The sequence below is a fragment of the Geomicrobium sediminis genome (genome assembly GCF_016908595.1).
Classification (GTDB): Bacteria; Bacillota; Bacilli; order Bacillales; family Marinococcaceae; genus Geomicrobium_A; species Geomicrobium_A sediminis.
This window is the reverse complement of record NZ_JAFBEC010000001.1, coordinates 490116-511804: the sequence shown is the minus strand read 5'-3', so window position 1 is coordinate 511804 and position 21689 is coordinate 490116. Positions and strand designations below refer to the sequence as shown.

The 21689-nt window shown below is 44.4% G+C and carries 25 protein-coding genes; 22 read left to right on the top strand and 3 right to left on the bottom strand.

Features of this window, described 5'->3' with window-relative positions; translation table 11 throughout:
- The first annotated feature begins 113 nt into the window (after positions 1 to 113).
- The 20 genes from JOD17_RS02575 (at position 114) to JOD17_RS02480 (ending at position 17309) form a co-directional block, all read left to right on the top strand.
- On the top strand, positions 114 to 347 hold the full coding sequence (locus JOD17_RS02575) for an AtpZ/AtpI family protein (protein ID WP_042358124.1): 234 nt from the start codon (positions 114 to 116) through the stop codon (positions 345 to 347).
- Entirely contained in the window at positions 344 to 739 is a 396-nt protein-coding gene (locus tag JOD17_RS02570; RefSeq protein WP_042414633.1) for an ATP synthase subunit I, read from the top strand. Before JOD17_RS02575 ends, JOD17_RS02570 begins: the two co-directional genes overlap by 4 nt.
- A gap of 4 nt (positions 740 to 743) precedes the next feature.
- Positions 744 to 1472, top strand: a complete 729-nt coding sequence (gene atpB, locus JOD17_RS02565) for a F0F1 ATP synthase subunit A (protein ID WP_042358126.1) — start codon at positions 744 to 746, stop codon at positions 1470 to 1472.
- Positions 1473 to 1553: 81 nt separating this feature from the next.
- The gene (gene atpE / locus JOD17_RS02560) at positions 1554 to 1772 is read left to right on the top strand and encodes a F0F1 ATP synthase subunit C (RefSeq protein WP_042430586.1); all 219 of its coding nucleotides are present in this window, start codon (positions 1554 to 1556) and stop codon (positions 1770 to 1772) included.
- A 110-nt stretch (positions 1773 to 1882) separates the two neighbouring features.
- A complete protein-coding gene (gene atpF, locus JOD17_RS02555; protein ID WP_042358128.1) occupies positions 1883 to 2380 on the top strand; it encodes a F0F1 ATP synthase subunit B in 498 nt (165 codons plus the stop codon).
- Positions 2377 to 2916, top strand: coding sequence for a F0F1 ATP synthase subunit delta (locus tag JOD17_RS02550; RefSeq protein ID WP_204695563.1), 540 nt, complete (start codon positions 2377 to 2379; stop codon positions 2914 to 2916). The genes atpF and JOD17_RS02550 overlap by 4 nt, the downstream gene beginning before the upstream one ends.
- 26 nt (positions 2917 to 2942) lie before the next feature.
- Positions 2943 to 4457, top strand: coding sequence for a F0F1 ATP synthase subunit alpha (gene atpA / locus JOD17_RS02545; protein WP_204695562.1), 1515 nt, complete (start codon positions 2943 to 2945; stop codon positions 4455 to 4457).
- A 35-nt stretch (positions 4458 to 4492) separates the two neighbouring features.
- Entirely contained in the window at positions 4493 to 5365 is an 873-nt protein-coding gene (gene atpG / locus JOD17_RS02540; protein WP_042358130.1) for an ATP synthase F1 subunit gamma, read from the top strand.
- Between the two features lie 43 nt (positions 5366 to 5408).
- The gene (gene atpD, locus JOD17_RS02535; RefSeq protein ID WP_204695561.1) at positions 5409 to 6815 is read left to right on the top strand and encodes a F0F1 ATP synthase subunit beta; all 1407 of its coding nucleotides are present in this window, start codon (positions 5409 to 5411) and stop codon (positions 6813 to 6815) included.
- A gap of 30 nt (positions 6816 to 6845) precedes the next feature.
- Positions 6846 to 7241 (top strand): F0F1 ATP synthase subunit epsilon, encoded by a 396-nt coding sequence (locus JOD17_RS02530; RefSeq protein ID WP_042358131.1) that lies wholly within the window; start codon positions 6846 to 6848, stop codon positions 7239 to 7241.
- A 397-nt stretch (positions 7242 to 7638) separates the two neighbouring features.
- Positions 7639 to 7872 carry a DUF1146 domain-containing protein gene (locus tag JOD17_RS02525; RefSeq protein WP_204695623.1) on the top strand — a complete coding sequence of 78 codons (234 nt, stop codon included), beginning with the start codon at positions 7639 to 7641 and terminating at the stop codon, positions 7870 to 7872.
- A gap of 444 nt (positions 7873 to 8316) precedes the next feature.
- A complete protein-coding gene (gene murA, locus JOD17_RS02520) occupies positions 8317 to 9630 on the top strand; it encodes a UDP-N-acetylglucosamine 1-carboxyvinyltransferase (protein ID WP_169964064.1) in 1314 nt (437 codons plus the stop codon).
- A 124-nt stretch (positions 9631 to 9754) separates the two neighbouring features.
- Positions 9755 to 10015: a YhdT family protein gene (locus JOD17_RS02515; RefSeq protein WP_204695560.1), complete on the top strand. Its 261-nt coding sequence runs from the start codon at positions 9755 to 9757 to the stop codon at positions 10013 to 10015.
- Positions 10012 to 11460, top strand: coding sequence for a sodium/pantothenate symporter (gene panF, locus JOD17_RS02510; RefSeq protein ID WP_204695559.1), 1449 nt, complete (start codon positions 10012 to 10014; stop codon positions 11458 to 11460). Before JOD17_RS02515 ends, panF begins: the two co-directional genes overlap by 4 nt.
- Before the next feature lie 106 nt (positions 11461 to 11566).
- On the top strand, positions 11567 to 12616 hold the full coding sequence (gene spoIID / locus JOD17_RS02505; protein ID WP_204695558.1) for a stage II sporulation protein D: 1050 nt from the start codon (positions 11567 to 11569) through the stop codon (positions 12614 to 12616).
- 125 nt (positions 12617 to 12741) lie between these two features.
- Positions 12742 to 13623, top strand: coding sequence for a stage II sporulation protein SpoIIQ (locus JOD17_RS02500; protein WP_204695557.1), 882 nt, complete (start codon positions 12742 to 12744; stop codon positions 13621 to 13623).
- Between the two features lie 191 nt (positions 13624 to 13814).
- Positions 13815 to 14156, top strand: coding sequence for a P-II family nitrogen regulator (locus JOD17_RS02495; RefSeq protein WP_204695556.1), 342 nt, complete (start codon positions 13815 to 13817; stop codon positions 14154 to 14156).
- 32 nt (positions 14157 to 14188) lie between these two features.
- The gene (locus tag JOD17_RS02490) at positions 14189 to 15490 is read left to right on the top strand and encodes an ammonium transporter (protein WP_204695555.1); all 1302 of its coding nucleotides are present in this window, start codon (positions 14189 to 14191) and stop codon (positions 15488 to 15490) included.
- Positions 15491 to 15908: 418 nt separating this feature from the next.
- A complete protein-coding gene (gene spoIIID / locus JOD17_RS02485; RefSeq protein ID WP_204695554.1) occupies positions 15909 to 16178 on the top strand; it encodes a sporulation transcriptional regulator SpoIIID in 270 nt (89 codons plus the stop codon).
- A gap of 186 nt (positions 16179 to 16364) precedes the next feature.
- Positions 16365 to 17309, top strand: a complete 945-nt coding sequence (locus JOD17_RS02480; protein WP_204695553.1) for an NAD(P)H-dependent flavin oxidoreductase — start codon at positions 16365 to 16367, stop codon at positions 17307 to 17309.
- 75 nt (positions 17310 to 17384) lie between these two features.
- Here JOD17_RS02480 and lepB read toward each other — a convergent pair whose 3' ends face one another.
- Positions 17385 to 17900 (bottom strand): signal peptidase I, encoded by a 516-nt coding sequence (gene lepB, locus JOD17_RS02475; RefSeq protein WP_204695622.1) that lies wholly within the window; start codon positions 17898 to 17900, stop codon positions 17385 to 17387.
- A 201-nt stretch (positions 17901 to 18101) separates the two neighbouring features.
- Positions 18102 to 18290, bottom strand: coding sequence for a hypothetical protein (locus JOD17_RS02470; RefSeq protein WP_204695552.1), 189 nt, complete (start codon positions 18288 to 18290; stop codon positions 18102 to 18104).
- A gap of 172 nt (positions 18291 to 18462) precedes the next feature.
- On the opposite strand from JOD17_RS02470, the gene JOD17_RS02465 reads away from it, so the two are divergent.
- Complete coding sequence (locus tag JOD17_RS02465; RefSeq protein ID WP_239575118.1) at positions 18463 to 19458, top strand: LLM class flavin-dependent oxidoreductase; 996 nt, start codon at positions 18463 to 18465, stop codon at positions 19456 to 19458.
- Between the two features lie 36 nt (positions 19459 to 19494).
- Here the strand turns inward: JOD17_RS02465 and JOD17_RS02460 are convergent, their stop codons facing one another.
- The gene (locus JOD17_RS02460; RefSeq protein WP_204695550.1) at positions 19495 to 20442 is read right to left on the bottom strand and encodes a threonine ammonia-lyase; all 948 of its coding nucleotides are present in this window, start codon (positions 20440 to 20442) and stop codon (positions 19495 to 19497) included.
- Positions 20443 to 20678: 236 nt separating this feature from the next.
- Here JOD17_RS02460 and mreB point away from each other — a divergent pair, with 236 nt between their 5' ends.
- Positions 20679 to 21680, top strand: coding sequence for a rod shape-determining protein (mreB, locus tag JOD17_RS02455; RefSeq protein ID WP_204695549.1), 1002 nt, complete (start codon positions 20679 to 20681; stop codon positions 21678 to 21680).
- Positions 21681 to 21689 lie beyond the last annotated feature (9 nt).

Sequence of the window (21689 nt, the reverse complement as noted above, 5' to 3'; positions counted from 1 at the left end):
ATATCCCTCGTTGACATCAATGTATCCCTATTGTACGATTACTGAGGGTATGATGATTGATTATCGTGTAGTAGTACAGGTGATTAATCTTAGATTCCGAAGGGAGTAACCAAATGGCAGGAGACAACGGCAAGCGAAACCCTCATAAAGGTGTCGCAATTGTGTCGTCGGTTCTTTTTTCCATGATCGGTTCGATGTTCGGAGGTTTATTATTAGGATATTGGGCTGATGGGCATTTAGGAACAACCCCATTTCTTCTTATTGTAGGCTTGCTACTTGGTATGACAGCAGGTTTTTATGGTGCGTATCAGGTAATTAAGCCATTTTTAGGAGACGATGACAAATGATGCCTACGCCACTACAAGAACGTATGAGATTATATTTTCGAGTGGTGGCAATCGTAGCAATTGTTTGTATGATTGGGCTATTCCTAACACCTTTTGAAGCCTCATTCCTCGGATTTCTTTTAGGGATTTTTTCCTCAATGATTAGCTTCACGTCCACGTACATTAAAACAGCCGTCGTAGGCTCAGCTGCAGTTGGCGAATCATCCAACTTCTTCTCAAATGTAATCGCGGGTTTTAGCATGGTCTTACGGTATGGGGTCATTGTACTAGCCGTAATCATTGCACTACTTAATCCTGAGTCATTTACGCTTTGGGCAGTACTTGCTGGGTATGGGGCCTTGTATTTGTTTGTTTCGGTGGACATGCTCTTACAATTACGAAAAGTGAGGTGAAATTATGAGCGCACAATCAATATACTGGACGCCCTTTGAACTTTTTGGCACTCCGATTACGTTCAACGTTACAACGATGATAACGTTTACGATCGCCGGATTAATCGTCTTTCTCTTTACATTCTTAGGAGCAAGAAAAATGGCGATGCGACCAACAGGTCTGCAAAACTTCATTGAATGGGTCGTCGACTTCTGTCGAGGAATCATTAAAGCGAACATGGACTGGAAAACCGGAGGCCGCTTCATCGCACTCGCATATACATTACTTTTCGTAATTTTTGTGTCGAACATGATGGGGATTCCGTTCGAGATGGCAACCTATGAAACACACAGTGTTATTTGGAAGTCACCGACATCTGATCCGTTCTTAGCACTTACACTAGCGGCATTTGTCGTTGTGTTAACACACATCTACGGAATTAAGCTAAGAGGTTCGAAAGAATACCTAATGGATTATTTCCGCCCGAAGTGGTTCTTGTTCCCGTTTAAGATCATTGAGGAGTTTGCAAACACGCTAACACTCGGAATGCGTCTTTTCGGTAACGTATTTGCGAAAGAAGTATTAATGCTTCTTATCGTAGGCCTTGGTGCCTCCAGCTTACTCTGGGGAGGAATTATGTTCGCACCAACGATGGTATGGCAAGCGTTTGGTATCTTTATTGGTTCCTTACAAGCGTATATCTTCGCGATGCTTGCAATGGTTTACATGTCTCACAAAGTTGAGTCGCACTAACTTTATGAATAACGCCTGCTCGCCTATAAGAGCATGTTATCAATTATAAATTTTTAACTACATTAAAGGAGGATGTCATTTATGCATCTTGGAATTGGATTAGCAGCTGGACTAGCAGCCGTCGGTGGAGCGATCGGTGTTGCAATTATCGTTAAAGCAGTACTTGAAGGGGTAGCACGTCAACCAGAACTTCGCGGTTCTTTACAAACTCTAATGTTTATCGGGATCCCACTTGCAGAGGCAGTTCCGATTATCGCGATCGTTGTATCAATCCTCATGCTCTTTGGTGTTGGTGCGTAAGTTTTGTCAATCGTAAGAAGATGATGGATGGCGATAGCGTTCTTGTTGTAGAACCTTCGCCATTCCTTATGTATCACTGTTTAACGAATGAGCTGAAAGGAGCGTAAACGATGGAGATACTCTCAGAAGGTATTGAGTGGGGCACGATATTTTATTCATTAGCTGCCTTTACTGTACTCATGCTTATCATTGGTAAGTTCGCCTTAAAGCCTTTAATGGGCATTATGGAGAAACGTCAAAATCAAGTGAACGACGATCTTGACAATGCCGAGAAGAGCCGTGTTGAAGCAGAAAAATACTTGGAGCAACAACGTGAAGAGTTAAAAGCAGCACGTGTTCAGGCACAAGAAACTCTTGAGCAAGCGAGCAAGATGAGTGAGCAACAATCTCGTCAAGTTCTTGAGCAAGCAAAGCAAGAGGCAGAGCGTATTAAAGAAGCTGCCGTTCAAGATATAGAGCGTGAAAAAGAGCAAGCCCTTGAGTCCGTTCGTAATCAAGTCGCCAGCCTTTCTGTTGCCATTGCAACGAAAGTGATTGAGAAAGAATTGGATGAAAAAGAACAAGAGAAGCTTATTGACAGTTACCTAAAAGAGGTTGAAGCAAAATGAGTGACTTCCAAGTAGCTGGACGTTACGGAAGTGCATTATTCCAACTGGCGAAAGAAAAGGAAGTCCTATCTCGCGTAAGCGAAGAGTTGACGACAGTCAAAAGCGTCTTCGAATCACTTCCGGAACTACAAGCCATTCTTGCTCATCCGCGTTTATCCAAGTCTGAAAAACGTGCTTTGCTTCAAGACGGGTTTTCTGCAATGCATGATTACGTAAAAAACACGTTGTACGTTCTAAATGATCGTGATCGCATGGCTGCGTTGCCATACGTCATTGATGAGTTTGTAGCACTTGCTAACGAAGCTCTTGGCATTGAAGAAGCGACCGTGTATTCCGTAAGAGCGTTAACAGACGAAGAGCTTCAAGCGATCACTTCGAAATTCCAAGCGAAGATCGGCGATCGTGAACTTCGTGTGAAGAACGAAACGGATAAAGATATGTTGGGTGGACTTATCGTTCGTATCGGTGACACTGTATACGATGGTAGTGTTCGTAACCAACTTAAGAAGCTCGAACGACAAATTATGTCAGTGTAAATTGTTAATTGTGAGGGGTGAACAGTATGAGCATCAAACCTGATGAGATCAGTGCGCTGATCAAAGAACAGATTGAAAACTTTCAATCGACAGTTGAAGCCAGCGAAGTCGGTACAATCACCCAAATTGGTGACGGTACGGCACGTGTACATGGCTTAGAAAACGCAAAAGCCGGAGAACTCCTTGAGTTTTCAAACGGTGTTATGGGTCTTGCTCAGAACCTAGAAGAAAACAACGTCGGTGTTGTTATTTTAGGACCATATGATCAAATTCGTGAAGGCGACCAAGTGAAACGTACAGGTCGTATCATGGAAGTACCTGTTGGTGAAGAACTTCTTGGCCGCGTTGTAAACCCACTTGGTCAACCAATTGATGGACAAGGACCAATTGGTACAACGAAGACTCGCCCAATTGAAGCGATCGCACCAGGCGTTATGGATCGTAAGTCGGTAGACGAGCCACTTCAAACTGGAATTAAGTCAATCGACTCGATGGTTCCAATCGGTCGTGGACAGCGTGAGTTAATTATCGGAGACCGTCAAACAGGTAAAACGCAAGTAGCGATCGATACAATTCTTAACCAAAAAGAAGAAGACGTTATTTGTATTTACGTAGCAATCGGTCAAAAGCAATCAACCGTTGTTGGTCTTACTGAGACACTTCGTCAAAAAGGTGCTCTTGACTATACAATCGTTGTTGCCGCAAACGCATCGGACCCAGCGCCACTTCTTTACCTCGCACCTTATGCGGGGGTATCAATGGGTGAAGAGTTCATGTACAACGGCAAGCACGTATTGATTATTTATGATGATCTTACGAAACAAGCAGCTGCTTATCGTGAGCTTTCATTACTTCTTCGTCGTCCTCCAGGTCGTGAAGCATATCCAGGGGATGTATTCTACCTACACTCTCGTTTACTCGAGCGTGCGGCTAAGTTGAGCGATGCAAAAGGTGGCGGTTCGATTACGGCCCTTCCATTCATCGAAACACAAGCTGGTGACATCTCTGCATACATTCCGACAAACGTAATTTCAATTACAGACGGACAAATCTTCTTGCAGTCTGACCTCTTCTACTCAGGTGTGCGTCCTGCCGTAAACGCAGGTAGCTCAGTATCTCGTGTAGGTGGTTCAGCACAGATTAAAGCAATGAAGAAAGTAGCAGGTACGCTACGTCTAGACCTCGCATCATTCCGTGAGCTTGAGTCATTCTCACAGTTCGGTTCTGACCTAGATGAGTCAACGAAAGCAAAACTTGCTCGAGGACAACGTACCGTAGAAATGTTGAAACAAGACTTGAACTCTCCGATTCCGGTTGAGAAGCAAGTTGCGATTATCTATTCTCTTGTTAACGGATTCCTCGATGATATTCCAGTAGCAGACGTTCTTCGCTTCGAGAAAGAATTGTTTACGTACATGGATAACAACGCTGCAGAATTGCTTAAAGGCATCCGCCAAACAGGTAACCTTCCTGATAAAGAAGAATTCAACGGTGTCATCTCTGAGTTCAAGAAGACATTTAGTACTTCTGACGAAGAGTAACGTTTTGAGTTCAGTGAAAAGGTGGTGAGACGACAGTGGCTTCTTTACGTGAGATAAAGTCAAGAATTAATTCTACGAAAAAGACGAAGCAAACGACCAAAGCGATGCAAATGGTTGCTGCATCTAAGCAGCGCCGTGCCCTAGCAAAAGCGCAAGCTTATCAACCATATATGGAGAAGATCCAAGAGGTTGTAGGAAGTATCGCAACTGGCGACACCGACATCAGCCATCCGATGATGGAGAGCCGTGAGGTGAAAAAGACCGGCTATGTAGTCATTACATCTGACCAAGGTCTAGCTGGTGGTTATAACGCAAGTCTCATTCGTGATTTGACGAAGAAACTCAAAGAACGACACAAGTCAACGGATGAATATACAATCATCATGGTCGGTAAAATCGGCCGTGACAATGCAAGACGACTCGGTCTCCCAGTGAGTGAGGTCGTAACTGAACTCTCTGATTCACCATCATTTGATGAGATCAAAACGATTACTCGTAAAGCGATCGGTATGTTTGAGAACGAGGAAATTGATGAGCTGTACATGTGGTACAACCACTTTGTCAGCGCGATCCGTCAAGATGTGACAGAGAACAAGTTATTACCGCTTACTGATTTGGCTGAGGAACTTGGCGAAAATGCAAGTGCTACGCCAAGCTACGAGTACGAACCAAATGAAGCTGTCATCCTAGAAGGTCTTCTCCCACAATACGGTGAGAGCTTAATCTATGGAGCTTTGCTTGATGCAAAGGCTGCTGAGTTTGGTGCGAGAATGACTGCGATGAGCGCTGCGTCCGATAACGCAGATAGCCTCGTTGGTGAGTTAACGCTCGTGTATAACCGTGCTCGTCAAGCTGCGATTACCCAAGAAATTAACGAGATTGTTAGCGGTGCGAACGCTGCCAACTAATCGATTATAGAACGACAGCAGGATTACAAAGGAGGTCAAAAGGATGAGCAAAGGAAGCATCACTCAAGTGATGGGTCCAGTTGTTGACGTTCGCTTTAATAGTGGCGAACTTCCAGAACTCAACAACGCCTTACTTGTTGAACAAAAAGCAACATCTGAAAATGATGCTGATATTAACGTTACACTTGAAGTCGCTCTCCACCTTGGTGATGATACAGTCCGTACCGTAGCCATGGGTTCAACAGACGGTTTGCAACGTGGAACTGCAGCTGTTGACACTGGAGCGCCGATTTCTGTACCGGTAGGTGAAGCAACACTTGGTCGTGTATTTAACGTAACCGGTGATGCAATTGACTTGGACGAGCCAATCCCGGCTGACGTACCAAGAGACCCAATTCACCGTCAACCACCAGAATTTGATGACATGACAACGAAAACTGAGATTCTTGAAACAGGAATTAAAGTCGTTGACTTACTCGCTCCTTACGTTAAGGGTGGTAAGATCGGTCTATTCGGTGGTGCAGGTGTAGGTAAAACTGTACTCATTCAAGAGTTAATCAACAACATCGCTCAAGAGCACGGCGGGATTTCAGTATTCGCAGGTGTAGGTGAGCGTACTCGTGAAGGAAACGACCTTTTCCACGAGATGACGGACTCTGGCGTTATTCGTAAAACTGCCATGGTTTTCGGTCAGATGAACGAGCCGCCTGGTGCCCGTATGCGTGTAGCACTTACTGGTCTTACGATGGCGGAGCACTTCCGTGATCGCGAAGGCGCGGACGTACTTCTTTTCGTTGATAACATCTTCCGTTTTACGCAAGCAGGTCAAGAGGTATCTGCTCTACTCGGCCGTATGCCTTCAGCGGTAGGTTACCAGCCAACGCTTGCAACAGAGATGGGTCAACTTCAAGAGCGTATCACGTCAACGAAAAAAGGTTCAGTTACGTCGATCCAAGCGATTTACGTACCTGCCGATGACTATACGGACCCGGCTCCAGCAACGACATTTGCTCACTTGGATGCAACAACAAACCTTGAGCGTCGTCTTTCTGATATGGGTATCTACCCTGCCGTGGATCCACTTGCATCAACATCACGTGCACTTTCTTCTGAAATCGTCGGTGAAGAGCACTATAACGTTGCGATGAGCGTACAGCAAACACTTCAAAAGTATCGTGAACTTCAAGATATCATCGCCATCCTCGGTATGGATGAGTTATCTGAAGACGATAAACTTGTCGTAGCTCGTGCGCGTCGTATCCAGTTCTTCCTTTCTCAGAATTTCCACGTTGCTGAGCAGTTCACAGGTATGGAAGGTTCTTACGTTCCAGTTGCTGAAACTGTTCGTGGCTTCAAAGAAATTCTTGAAGGTAAGCACGACGACGTTCCAGAGGACGCATTCCGTCTTGTAGGTGGAATCGATAAAGTTCTCGAAAAAGCACAGAAATAGTAAACCCGTTGGAAAAGGAGGACGATTACTTTGAAAACCATCAATGTTAGCGTCGTTACCCCCGACGGGAGCGTTTACGAAAATGATGTGCAAATGATTTCTGCGAGAACTGAAGTCGGAGAAATCGGTGTCCTACCTGGACACATTCCGCTCGTCACTCCACTAATCATCGGAACAGTCCGGTTGAAACGAGATGGCGGTGAAGATCAAATCTCTGTGAGCGGTGGCTTCATGGAAGTTCGCCCTGACAAAGTAACGATTCTCGCACAATCAGCCGAGCGCCCAGAAGATATAGATGTTGATCGCGCAAACGAGTCGAAATCTCGTGCCGAAGAACGTCTACGTAACGACAATGATGTCGATCAAAAACGGGCAAAAGCATCTCTAAAAAGAGCTGAAACTCGTTTACAAGTAGCAGGTAAATAATAAAAAGCTGTCTTGACCATTAGGTCAGGCAGCTTTTTTTGCGGGGACAGTTTCCCACTGCTTTAAAGTGATGGGGGACTGTCCCTGCACGAATTGATTATTCATACAACTGTCACAATTAAATATGTGATTTATTGGGTTCTTTGCATAGTAATAATCTTGGATTATTTGAGTAGTTTCACCATAAAAAGGCTAGGTTTTACTTAACTACAAGGGCGATTAGGAGGGATCGTCATAAACCTGTCAAAACCCTTTTAAACTGAGTCTATTCGTTCTGTCGACATGTTCAAAAGCATTTGATATAATTAACCCGTTGTGGATTTTTAGTGAGGTTCGTTTGATTAGTCGAAAGATTACATAGTAGTCGTTCGAACAGAAAGGAATTTTTCGCTTGTTGATGTTTGATCATATTGGACAACATGCACTGTTACACATAACGTTTAGTTTGTTCATTCTTGTGATCGTATGGTGGAGTTTGCAATCGCTAAAACTTGAGAAGTTAATCTGGCATCCGAAAAGTGGCAGAGGAATGATGCTATTTATTTTGATTGCTGTTGCGATTACTCACCTTGTGACAAGCTTCTTCCTTGAGTACCTAAATCAAGCGTTAAACTTGCGATATTTGTTTTGATCACTTTTTATGTATGGGGTCAATAAATTCGTAAACACTACAACGTAACAAGAAATAAAACGACACAAAGTAGTACAAAAAGCACGTTTTACAATGGTACACGTTGGGAATAGGCACTTGTAGCCTTTTAAAAAAATGAAATTTAATTTGTAACTTTTTATCACGCATGTCGTCTTAGTACGTGCGTTTTGAAAAGATACTTATGCAATGTACTTGTATGTAAGTGGATGACATAAGACATGACATGAATTTGGTTCCAGCCAAGAATGAAATGGGCGTAACGAACGAGGTCTTGATGGGAACGCCCATCCACGCTAGTGAATAGTATGAGAACGAAGTGAGCATTCCTGTCTGGTTGCCAAGCGATCCAGTATAGCCGATCCGCGGTACAGCGGAGGCGTGTTACAGTGAAATGATTTATTTATGGACGCGGAGGGGAATACGTTGGAAAAAATTAGAGTCAGAGGAGGCAAACGGCTCAAAGGAACGGTCAAAGCGGAAGGTGCAAAGAACGCCGTTTTACCTGTGCTCGCAGCCTCATTATTAGCCGAAGAAGGAACTAGCACCATATATGATGTACCAGCACTCGCAGATGTATACACGATGAAGAGTGTATTGAATCATTTGCAAATGGATGTTGATTATAAAGACGGGACATTCTATGCAAACGCAGAAGGGTCGTTACGACCGAATGCACCGTTTGAATACGTGAGAAAGATGCGCGCATCGTTTCTTGTAATGGGTCCACTTTTAGCCCGTACTGGAAACGTCCAAATTGCTCTACCTGGTGGATGTGCGATTGGTTCTAGACCGATTGATCAACACCTTAAAGGATTCGAAGCAATGGGTGCAACCGTTGAGATTGGTCAAGGATATATTGAAGCTCGTGTAGAAGGTCGTCTTCAAGGCGCGAAGATCTACATGGACTTCCCAAGTGTAGGTGCTACAGAGAACATTATGATGGCAGCAGCACTTGCTGAAGGAACGACTGTGATGGAGAACGTTGCAGAAGAACCTGAAATTGTCTGCTTGGCAAACTACTTGAATGCAATGGGAGCAAAAGTTCGCGGAGCAGGAACAGCGACAATTCGCATTGAAGGTGTTGATCGTCTCGTTGCTGCTGATCACACAATTATCCCAGACCGTATTGAAGCTGGAACGTTTATGGTTGCAGCTGCGATTACAGGTGGAGATGTGTTCGTAGAAGGTGCACTTACAGAGCACTTACGACCACTCGTTGCCAAGATGCGTGAAATGGGTGTTGTCATCGAGGAAGAAGAGAATGGAATGCGTGTTATCGGTCCAGATATTCTTCGTCCTGTAGATATTAAGACGATGCCACATCCGGGCTTCCCGACAGATATGCAAGCGCAATTCATGGCGTTGTTAACGCAAGCGAAAGGAACGAGTGTCGTTACAGAGACGGTATTTGAGAACCGTTTCATGCACATTGAAGAGTTCCGTCGTATGAATGCGAGCATTAAGATTGAAGATCGTTCAGCGATTGTAACAGGACCTACGAAGTTACAAGGTGCAGAAGTTGCTGCTACAGACTTACGTGCGGCCGCTGCATTAATTCTTGGAGGCCTTGTTGCCGAAGGTGTTACAGAGCTTACAGAGCTTCGCCACGTTGATCGTGGGTATGTGGATATTCACAAGAAGCTTGAGAGCATCGGCGCGCGCATTGAGCGTGTGACGGTTGAAGAAGCAACAGACGAAGATTCTGTGCGCTTGATTGATAACGAAGCCATCAACTAAATAGTATGATCATTAGTGCCGTAGACCGTTCGTGTCTGCGGTTGTTTTTTTGTCAAAACTTGACTGTTACGAAGCGTTTGCGTACGATTTTCTTACAGAATGTTGAAGTGAAGGAGGGAAAGTGATGGATTGGCGTTTTAAAGTTGCAAACCGTGAAGCCTGGATCGGTGTGGCACTTGCCGCGATCAATTTTCTCTGGTGGTACGGATTTGCCTATGGACTAGGTTCAGGACCTGTCTCGGAATATCAATTTATATTCGGAATGCCGGCATGGTTCTTTTACAGTTGTGTTGTGGGGTCATTTCTTATGATTATACTCGTCATCATCGTCGTAAAGTTTTTCCTAACTGAAGTTCCTTTAGATGAGGAGGAAGACCACTCATGAATTGGGGTGTGATGATTCCTCTTATTATTTTTTTGGCGATTGTATTTGTCGTTGGCTTTTGGTCATCAAAGACGGTTTATGCAAAATCGGATTTTATGCAAGAATACTTTCTTGGGAGTCGAGAGCTTGGCGGATTGATTCTTGCGATGACAATGATTGCTACATATGGAAGTGCAAGTAGTTTCGTAGGTGGACCAGGTGTTGCGTATACAGAAGGACTTGGCTGGGTGCTGTTATCGATGGCGCAAGTTGCAACAGGCTACTTCGTCTTACTTATTCTCGGGAAGAAATTCGCGATTATGGCCCGTCGTTACAATGCAGTAACGCTCGTTGATTATATGAAAGTGCGCTATGACAATAGTAAAGCGGTGGTCATTTTAAGTGCGTTTAGCATTATTATCTTCTTATTTGCTGCGATGACGGCACAATGGGTCGGCGGTGCGCGTCTTATTGAAGCGATTACGGGATTGAGCTATACAACGGCGCTTTTTGTGTTTGCGGCAGCAGTACTCGTTTACGTGATTATCGGTGGTTTTCGTGCTATTGCTGTAACCGATATGATTCAAGGTTTGATTATGTTTGCAGGAACGTTAATCCTTTTAGTCGCAACTGTGATTGCTGGAGGCGGCATGCAGAACATTATGACGGAACTCGCTCAAGAGAATGAAATGCTACTTACGCCGTTCGGTCACGATGGAAGTTTAACCCCATTATATGTGTCTTCATTTTGGATCTTAGTCGGTGTTGGGGTTGTTGGGCTTCCGCAAATCGCTGTTCGAGCCATGTCTTACAAAGATTCACGCTCAATGCACCGAGCATTGATTGTCGGAACGATCGTTGTGGCATTTATGATGTTCGGCATGCATTTAGCAGGTGTGCTTGCGCGTCCAATTTTACCTGGTATCGATGAACCGGATACGGTGATGCCAACACTTGCGATGACCGTGTTACCGGCGTGGCTCGCAGGTATAGTGCTTGCTGCACCGATGGCTGCGATTATGTCGACGGTTGATGCGTTGCTTCTTATGGTAAGTTCAGCGGTCGTAAAAGATGTGTATTATAACTATGTGAATCCAAAGGCAACGGAGAAGAAGATTAAACAAGTGAGTATTGGTGTGACGAGTGTGTTAGGGATCTCGGTCGTCTTCTTTGCACTTAGTCCCCCGGACTTGCTCATATGGTTGAATTTGTTTGCGTTTGGTGGATTGGAGTCAGCTTTCGTATGGCCATTAGTGCTTGGGCTCTATTGGGCGCGTGGAAACAAATACGGAGCATTGGCCTCGATTATTCTTGGGGTTGTCAGTTACATTGCCATTTCTGTCTTTGCTCCAGAACCGTTTGGCATGCACTCTGTCGTTCTTCCGGTCGTCTTATCACTCGTCGGTTATGTGCTTGCGAGTCTTCTTACGAGTTCAAAGCAGTCTCATACAATTGAAACGTCCTGATTCGATTTATTCCTGATGTTCTATTTGTGTTTTTGACGCCATACGATGATAGTGGTTCAGTCAAGATAGATGCAAGTGGACAAGTAGGAATGGAGGGACTTCAGATTTGAAGCAGATCTTCGTCGTCATCAGTGTACTAACTAGTGTATGTATCGTCCTTCCCGCTGTACTCGTGATGCTATTCTCTGATTCGAGGGCAGCAACGGACCTTGCCGTAGACCATGTGGCAGAAGACAAAGGAGAAAGAGCTGAAGAAGAAGTGGGCAAAGAGGAAGTTGAAGAAGTGTTTGTCCCTGTATACCGTGATGCAAGTGAGACGGTTCAAGAAGTAGAGCTTGAACAATACGTTGCTGGGGTCGTAGCAAGTGAGATGCCTGCATCATTTGAGATGGAAGCGTTAAAAGCACAAGCACTTGTTGCGAGAACGTTTGTTGTGAAGCAGATGGAGAATGAAGAAAGCATCCAATTACCAGAAGGCGCACTCGTAACCGATACGACGTCGCACCAAGTCTATCATAGTAACGAAGAGCTTCAAGAGTTGTGGGGCAGCGACTACGACGAGAAGATGGAACGAATTCAAAAAGCGGTTTACGCGACCAAAGGTGAAGTGATTACTCACGAAGGAACGCCGATTACTGCGTCGTTTTTTTCGACGAGCAATGGCTATACGGAAAATGCCGAAGATTACTGGGCAAATGAGTTACCTTATTTAAAAAGTGTTGAAAGTCCGTGGGACCAAAACAATTCCCCTCGTTTTACGAACACAGTAAGAATTCCAGTAAGTGATGCAGAAGCGAAGTTAGGTGTAAGTATCCCTGCTACGGAAGAATTCGCTCCAATTACGGAAAGAACTGAAGGCGGGCGTGTGCAAGAAGTTACGATTTCAGGGGAAACATTCCACGGTAGAGAGATTCGTGAAGCGTTAGGACTTGATTCAAGTGATTTCTCGTGGCATAGGGAAGCCGATGAACTCGTTGTAAGTACAAAAGGCTGGGGTCACGGTGTAGGCATGAGTCAATACGGAGCGGACGGTATGGCAAAGAGCGGGAAAAGTTATGATGAGATCGTCGCTCATTATTATCAAGAAATCCAAATTGAAAATCATCACTCACAGCTTGAACAGTACGCACTAAACACTGTTGAAGAGGATGAGTAATATGGAGAGTTGTCCTTTGGGGGCAACTCTTTTTGATTGTTTTTCAAGAACTATCTAAAAATTTTTTTAATAGGTGTATATCTTTCTGTGAAAATGATCAGACTGGTTGCTGAGGTGGTGATCAAATGAAAGATCAAGAGAAAAAAGTTTCTCAGGAAAAAGAAAACCAAGGCCAAATGAAACAAATAACAAAAAAACCGTGGTTTTGGCCAGCTGTTTATCTTAGCGTTTGTGCCGTGTTACTCAGTTCATTTTTTATCTTCCAAGGTGGCGGAACTGACCTTGCAGATGATGAGGGAGAACCAGCAGAAGAAGAAAGCATCTTCGACTTTGGAAACGATGCAAATGATGAAGAAGCAATGCCAGTTGGTGTTGAAGAAGAGCACATGCAACTCCCAGTTTTTGATGAGTCTGTCGTAGAAGTTGTTGGACATTTCTATGATCATAATGCGACGGCTGAAGAGCAAGAAGCTGCACTCGTTTACTACAACCAGACGTATTACCAAAATAAAGGAATTGACCTTGCGAATCCAGATGGAGAATCGTTTGACGTAACAGCAGCTCTTAGCGGTGAAGTCATTAAAGCTGAACAAGATCCACTTTTAGGACATGTTGTTGAAATCTCTCACGGTTCAGATCTTGTAACTGCGTATCATAGTTTAGAAGGGTTACAAGTTGAAGAAGGCGATACCGTAACAAAAGGAACAATCATCGGTTCAGCTGGAGAAAATGAGTACAATCAAGATGCAGGCGTACACGCACACTTTGAAGTTCGTCAAAGCGGTGTTGCGTACAACCCGATGGAAGCATTAGATCTACGTATGGCTGACATGTCATTTGATGATTCAGAAGGAATTCAAGAAGGTACAACCCCTGCAGATGAAACGGATACGCCCTCTGACGAAGAAGGCGAAGATGAAGCAGATGAACGTGAAGATGAAGACGCTCCCGTAGAAGATGAGTCAACGGATGAAGACGATTCAGACGACGAAGATACAGAAGAATAATAAATGGCAAAACGCTTAAGTCCTCGATTTCGAGGGCTTTTTTTGTTGTTTAAAACCGTCATCAGCAGAAATCTTTATGAAAGCGCTTTATTTAAATTTTCAAAAAATTATTCTTGCTTTTTCCTTTTTGAAGGATTATGATAATTTTCATAACGTTAGATGTTAACTATATTTACATAAGGGGGAGGAGCATGAAGAAAGTTGAAGCAATCATCCGTCCTGAACATTTCCAAACGCTTCGCAAACGATTAGAGAGTTTTGGCGTGAAAGGCTTAACTGTATCTGAAGTAGCGGGTTGTGGGAAGCAGAAAGGTCAAGAAGGGGTCTTTCGAGGGAATAAATTTGAAGTAACGTTGCTTCCTAAAGTTAAGATCGAAATGGTCATTGGCGAAGAACAGCTTGATGAAATTATCGAACTTATAACTGAATGTTCTTACACCGGAAAAGTTGGCGATGGTAAGATTTTTGTTTTTGATGTTCAAGAAGCGATCCGAATTCGCACGAAGGAACGCGGAGTTGAAGCAATCTCTTAAAACAAGAAAGAAACGACTAAGGAGGAACGAATATGGATGCTGTTGCAGTAGATACGATGTGGGTCATGATCGCAACGTTTTTGGTTTTCTTTATGCATGCAGGGTTCGCAATGTTAGAAACCGGGTTTTCTAGATCGAAGAACGCGGTTAATATTCTTATGAAGAACTTACTAACGATGGCAACTGCGGTCATTGCGTTTTACGTCGTTGGCTTTGCCTTTATGTTTGGCGATACGGCTGGTGGAATTCTAGGAATGAGTGGTTTTGCTTTAAGTGGCGTTGACGACATTGGCTTCTTTGCATTCCAAGCAATGTTTGCTGCTACTTGTGCGACGATCATCTCGGGGGCTGTCGCTGAGCGGATGAAGCTTGGCAGTTACATTGCACTTGCGGTAGCGATGGTTGTGATTATCTATCCAATGGTCGGACACTGGATTTGGTCAGACAATGGTTGGCTCGCAAACCTCGGTTTCGTTGATTTTGCTGGTTCGACAGTTGTTCACTTTACCGGTGCAGCAGCGGCTGCGGTAGCGGTGTTCATCCTCGGTGGTCGAATCGGGAAGTACAATAAGGACGGTTCGGCGAATGCAATTCCAGGACACAACTTGCCGCTCGGTGCTCTCGGTGTATTTATTCTTTGGTTCGGTTGGTTTGGTTTTAACGGAGGAAGTACATTGTCTCCGGCTGATCCGTTGTTAACGTCGATCGTCGTTTGTACAGCACTAAGTGCTTCAGGTGGGGTAGTCGCAACCGCCCTGTACACAATGCTTAAATATAAGCGAGTTGATGGCTCACTTACAATGAACGGTGCACTTGCTGGTCTCGTTGGGATTACTGCCGGTGCTGCTGACGTTGCACCAATTGGTGCCCTCATTATGGGTCTTGTGGCAGGGGTCATTCTTGTTGAAGCCGTTGCACTACTTGATAACAAATTAAAGCTTGATGATCCAGTTGGTGCGATTGCTGTTCATGGGATTTGTGGAATTTGGGGAACCGTAGCTGTCGGATTATTTGCCCTCGAAGGTGGGCTGTTCTATGGCGGTGGTGTTGCACTTCTAGGCATACAAGCACTCGGCGTTGCAGCAGTGATGGCTTGGGTACTCGGTTCTACTTTCGTAGTGGTTAAGATCATTGGTGCATTAGGTGGAGGCATTCGTGTTAGTGAAGAAGAAGAGCTTGCCGGTCTCGACTTTAGTGAACACGGTTCAAATGCATACGATCAAGGCTCTACTGCCTTAGGGCTCGGGAATAGACAGAGCACAGCCGGGGTGGGTGAAGATCTAATTACTCGACTTGATTCCATTGCAAAGGATAAAAAAGGTGCGAGTGTTTAAATGAATTTTTGAGGCGCGGTCTGTTGACCGTGCTTTTTTTGCGTTTAGGAGGTTAGAAGCAGTCATTTCTGAATGTACGAATCTAATCATCCCGATCGGTGCATGAGCTAGTGAGAAGCCCCATATCCTTTCTAAAGGATTATGTGATGGGTAGAAGACCTTTTCAGTTAAACGCGTGAAGTCACAGTGGATCTCCGTGAGAATGAAAGGAAATTTGGTTCGAAGTTTTAGTGAATGTTCGATGCAACATAAGTTATAAAGGGAAACGTTCTTAACTTTTTTTAGGGCAAACGGGCAGGTAGCGGTGTTTTTTGAAAGCTTTTTTTGTGCAAACCCTTGTCCTTACTGACTTTTTGGTATATCTGCCAGTCTAGGTTAATAAACTGTAATAAACCATCCAGACTGGGAGGCGAGCGGTGTGCATGACTACATCAAAGAGCGAACGATCAAGATTGGAAGGTACATTGTGGAAACCCGTAAAACCGTCCGGACAATCGCCAAGGAATTCGGTGTTTCTAAAAGTACTGTTCATAAAGATTTAACGGAGCGATTACCCGAAATTAATCCAGAACTTGCGAATGAGGTGAAAATGATTCTTGAATATCACAAATCAATTCGTCACCTTCGAGGGGGAGAGGCGACGAAAGTAAAGTATAAGAAGAACACAGAATCTGTATCGCAACGATAGTTACGTACACAACTTTTTCTGAATTTTTAACATAATTTTTTAAGAGGGTTTGATCGCTTTATTATGTTGCGATCAACCTTTTTTAACTTGGTGTAAAGACAAGCTTGTCGCTAAAACTGAGTGACGATTCAGTCAGAGTGTGATAAGCTATAAATTGAATATTCTAACGAGTTGGGAGAGAGTTCGATGCTAAAAGACGCAGTAGATTTACCCGTCATTGCAGCGCCAATGTTTCTCGTTTCTGGAACAGAGTGGGTGATCGAGACTTGTAAGCAAGGAGTGATCGGCACCTTCCCGCTACTTAATGCCCGTACTGGTGAAGCGCTTGAAGAATGGATGACGGAGATTAAGACAGAGCTTGAGAAAGCGAAAGAAGAGAATCCAGATCAAACCATCGCACCGTGGGGTGTGAACTTAATTGTTCATAAGTCCAATGCGCGTTACGAAGAAGACTTAGAGCGGATTCGTCACTTTCAGCCGCCACTCGTTATTACGTCTTTAGGAAATCCAACGCCCGTCGTTGATGTCGTACATAGTTACGGAGGCAAAGTTTACTCCGATGTCATTACGACGAAGCATGCGAAAAAGGCTGCGAGTGTCGGTGTTGATGGACTTATTCTCGTCTGCGCAGGAGCAGGTGGACACGGAGGGTTGCTCAATCCGATGGCGTTCATTTCGGAAGTGAAACAATTTTTTGATGGGACAGTCGTCCTTGCAGGTTGTATCTCAAATGGGAATGAAGTGCTCGCAGCAGAGGTTCTTGGCGCAGACTTTGCGTACATGGGAACAAGGCTGATCGCAACGACTGAATCGATGGCAAATGACGGATATAAAGAAATGCTCATTAACTCTAAAGTTGATGATATTCTCTATACAGATGCCATTAGCGGTGTAAACGCGAACTTCCTCGTACCGAGTATGCAAGCAGCAGGGCTTGACCCGGCGAATTTGCAGCCAGCAGGTGAATACGATGCTAACCGCTCAAGACGAGAAGCGAAGTCTTGGAAAGACATCTGGAGCGCGGGTCAAGGTGTTACATCAGTCAATCAGATTTCGAGCCTGAAAGATACGATTGATGAGTTAAAGCGAGAATACAAGCAGGCCATTGATGTAACCGCTGCCAAACGATAAACTATACGAACAAATGCGCATGCAAAAGCCCTGATCTTCGACGAGTAGGAGGATCAGGGCTACTTTTTTCTCTGTTTATTCATTTAGTGTCCCGAATCGATTCAAAGGCCAATAACGAAGGCTTGCTTTTCCGACGATCTCGTCTTCTGAAACGAAACCACTTGCTCGGCTGTCGATGCTGTTGTTGCGATTATCACCAACGACAAAGTATTCGCCTTTTGGGATTACTTGTCCTTCACCGATCACGTCGAACGTAAAGTCTTCGGTTGTATCATCCGTGAACGGTTCGTCAATCGGTTGTTCGTTTATATAGAGAGTATCATCCGCATATTCCACTTCATCGCCAGGGAGTCCAATTACGCGTTTTACGTGGTCGTTATGTTCATCGTAATGAAAAACGATAACATCGAAGCGATCAGGTTCTGAAAATGTATAGGCCATTTTATTAATGACCATACGGTCACCGTGTTCGACCGTGGGCATCATTGATGAGCCGTTTACGAGATAATTACCAAGTAAAAATGTTCGGACGACGAACAAAATGACGATAACGATAATAAATGTCTTAATCCATGACCAGAGTTCCTTCATCAATGCAAAGCCCCCTCTTTCTATATTGATTGTACACCAGTCATGTTTCAGTCTGCTACAAGGAATCTTCAAAGTTTCATTACAAATGAATGAAAGGTCGTGCCATCCCAATACAGAGTGACTGAAGAGTCGTTCAATATAGGGGCTTACTAAGTATGGAAAAGAGCAAGCAAAAAGCCTGCTCGCTATAAGTGCATATCATTACTCTAAATCTGCTTCGTCTGTGTTGCTATGGATTCCTTCGGAAACTTGTAAGTGTAAGTCGTCACCATTGATGTGCGCATTAACTTCTGGTTCATTTGGGGTGTTAAAATCATCATCGTTGCAAGCGGCAAGGGCGCTAATGACAAGAATGGATGAAAGAGCACCGTACATCATACGTTTATCCATTTTTAGAACCTCCTTCTTGCTAACAGGTTTCCCACTCGATTTAAGAACATGCATCGAATGAATAAAAGGACATGACCATATACTAAGGTAATAAGCAGATTGCTGTTCATTTGTGAGTCAAATGTGTATGGTGTCTTATAGGTATTAGATGCAAGAAGAAAGGATGTATCGAATGACTAAGCTCGCCTTGTCGGTATTGGATTTGGCGCCTGTATTGCCGGAACAAACCGCTACAGATGCGTTTCATAATAGTAAAGAACTTATTCAACATACAGATGAACTCGGCTACCATCGCTATTGGGTTGCAGAACATCATAATATGGAAAGTATTGCAAGTTCAGCTACGGCTGTTTTGATTGGTTACTTGGCAGGTCATAGTAAGAACATTCGTGTTGGCTCTGGTGGCATTATGCTCCCAAATCATGCGCCACTGATCGTCGCAGAGCAATTTGGGACATTGGAAAGCATGTACCCAGGACGAATCGATCTTGGAATTGGTAGAGCGCCAGGGACGGATCCGATGACGGTACAAGCGTTACGCCGTGATACGAGAAATGCCGTGAATCAATTTCCTGAAAACGTCAATGAAATTTTACAATATTTAAGTGATGCTGATCTGCCTGTAAAAGCGTATCCAGGTCACGATACGAACGTCCCTGTGTATCTTTTAGGGTCGAGTACGTACGGTGCACAATTGGCAGCAGCTATGGGGTTACCTTATGCGTTTGCCAGTCACTTTGCACCCAAGGAACTTCACAATGCGCTTAAGATCTATCACGAGCGTTTCCAGCCATCTAAGTACTTGGATGAACCTTACGCTATGGTAACGGTCAATGTGACATTAGCGGATACGGTTGAAGAAGCAGAGCGGTTAGCTTCCACAAGTAAGTTGAAGTTCCTAAGCATTATTCGTGGGAACCGTACCATTGATACAGCACCTGTTGACAACGTTGATGACTACATGTCGCCAATGGAAAGAGAACAAGTGATGAGCATGCTGAAATACTCATTCGTCGGTGATCAAGCTAAAGTTGCCGAAGAGTTAAAAGCGTTCCATGACGAAACGCGTTTCCAAGAATTAATCGTCACAACAGACATTCATGACCAACAGAAACGACGCTACAGCTACACGTTGCTAAAAGAGTTATGGAATGATCTAGACATCTAAGCAAAAGGAGCTACCTGGGCAAGGTAGCTCCTTTTGTTATTCCACAAAGCGTTTAATCGCACGTAAGTCCAAGTTCCCACCACTTGCAACAACGACAACGTTGCCACCGTGATGCGTCACTTTTCCAGAACGAAGAGCAGCGAGCGTGACACTTCCAGACGGTTCAACGACTTGTTTCATTCGTGACAAGTAAAATACGAATGCCTCGCGTATTTCCTCTTCACTGACTGTAATAATGTCATCGACATGTTCCTCGATAATTGGGAAGGTCATCTCGCCTGGTGTTGATGCCCTTAGCCCATCAGCGATTGTATCTGCACGATCAATCGTGATCCGTTGACCCGCTTTGCGAGATTTTAACGTGTCACTTGCGTTTTCAGGTTCTACACCGATGACTTTAATCTTTGGGTTGATGTGTTTAATCGCAGTGCTAATGCCAGATATGAGTCCTCCGCCCCCGATCGGAACGATGACAACTTCAGGATCGTGGACTTGCGAAAGAATTTCTAAACCGACCGTTCCTTGACCGGCCATGACCGCTTCATCATCATACGGAGGGATGAAAGTGGCATTAAGTTGTTCTACGAGTTGTTCTGCGTATTGGAGTCGCTCTGAAGACGTCGTACCAACGTGAACGACTTCTGCACCGTAATTACGAATGGCTTCTTCTTTCGCTGCATTTGCGTTCTCTGGGATGACAATCGTAGCGGGAATCCCAAGCTCTCGAGCGACAAAGGCAACCGCTTGACCGTGATTGCCTGACGAGGCGGCAACGAGATGACGCGCTCCTTGATCTTTGGCGATCATGACGCAATTTGTAGCGCCGCGAATCTTAAAGGAACCGGTTTTTTGTAAATGTTCGGATTTAATATATACGGATGCGCCAGTTTGTTCATCTAATGTGCGTGATGTAAGTACAGGGGTAACGTGTACAGTGTTGTGCAAACGAACCCGTGCTTCGTTTAATGCTTTGATCGTAATCATCAACGTTCACTCCTTTTGGTGGACATTCGCCATCGACGTTAAAATTCCTTTTTTTTCGACAAGTCAAACCGCAAAGTAGTGAATTCGGCATGTTTTCTCTGTCTTTGGTCATAATGAAAATAACAAAAGATTCGTTCCTTAGATTCATATTTCGACATCGTTGTGGTAAAATAAAGCATTAGTGAGTACGGATTTTGTTCGGTTCTAGATCATGTATATTGAGAGGAAGGTGCCAAATGTTTGGCAGAGATATAGGAATAGATTTAGGGACCGCAAATGTGCTAATGCACATTAAAGGTCGAGGCATTGTATTAAATGAGCCTTCAGTTGTCGCAATTGATAAAACGACAGGCAAAGCGCTAGCGGTTGGAGAAGAAGCGTTTCGCATGGTCGGTAGAACACCCGGTAATATCGTTGCGACACGTCCAATGAAAGATGGGGTCATTGCGGACTTTCATCTTACTGAAGCAATGCTGAGACACTTCCTTGCAAAAGTAAATGTGAAGTCTTCCTTTGTTAAACCGAGAATCTTAATTTGTTGTCCAACAGACATTACCTCTGTTGAGCAGAAAGCCATCCGTGAAACCGTTGAGAAAAGCGGCGGAAAGAACGTCTACTTAGAAGAAGAGCCAAAGGTCGCAGCAATTGGTGCTGGCATGGACATTTTCCAACCGAGCGGGAACATGGTCGTAGACATCGGCGGTGGAACGACAGACGTAGCTGTCCTTTCTATGGGCGGGATTGTTACATCGAAGTCGATCAAAACGGCTGGTGACCAATTTGATAGCGACATTTTAGCCTACATTAAACGGAAGTATAAGCTCCTTATTGGTGAGCGGACATCCGAAGAAATCAAAAAGCAAGTCGGAAGCGTTTCGCCAGGAGACCGTAACGAAGAAATGGACATTCGTGGACGAGATATGGTCAGTGGATTGCCTAGAACGATCACGGTTTATTCTGATGAGATTAAAGGAGCACTGAGTGAGTCGGTCGCAAACATTGTGGCGGCAGCGAAGTACGTGCTAGAACAGACACCACCAGAATTGTCTGCCGACATTATTGACCGAGGCGTCATCTTAACAGGTGGAGGAGCGCTTCTTCACGGAATGGATTCACTCTTAACCGACGAATTAAAAGTACCGGTCTTAATTGCTGAAGAGCCGATGCACTGTGTGGCAGTTGGAACGGGTATTATCTTAGAGAATCTCGACAAAATGTCAACGCGCCTTAAAGCCTAACGATTGGAG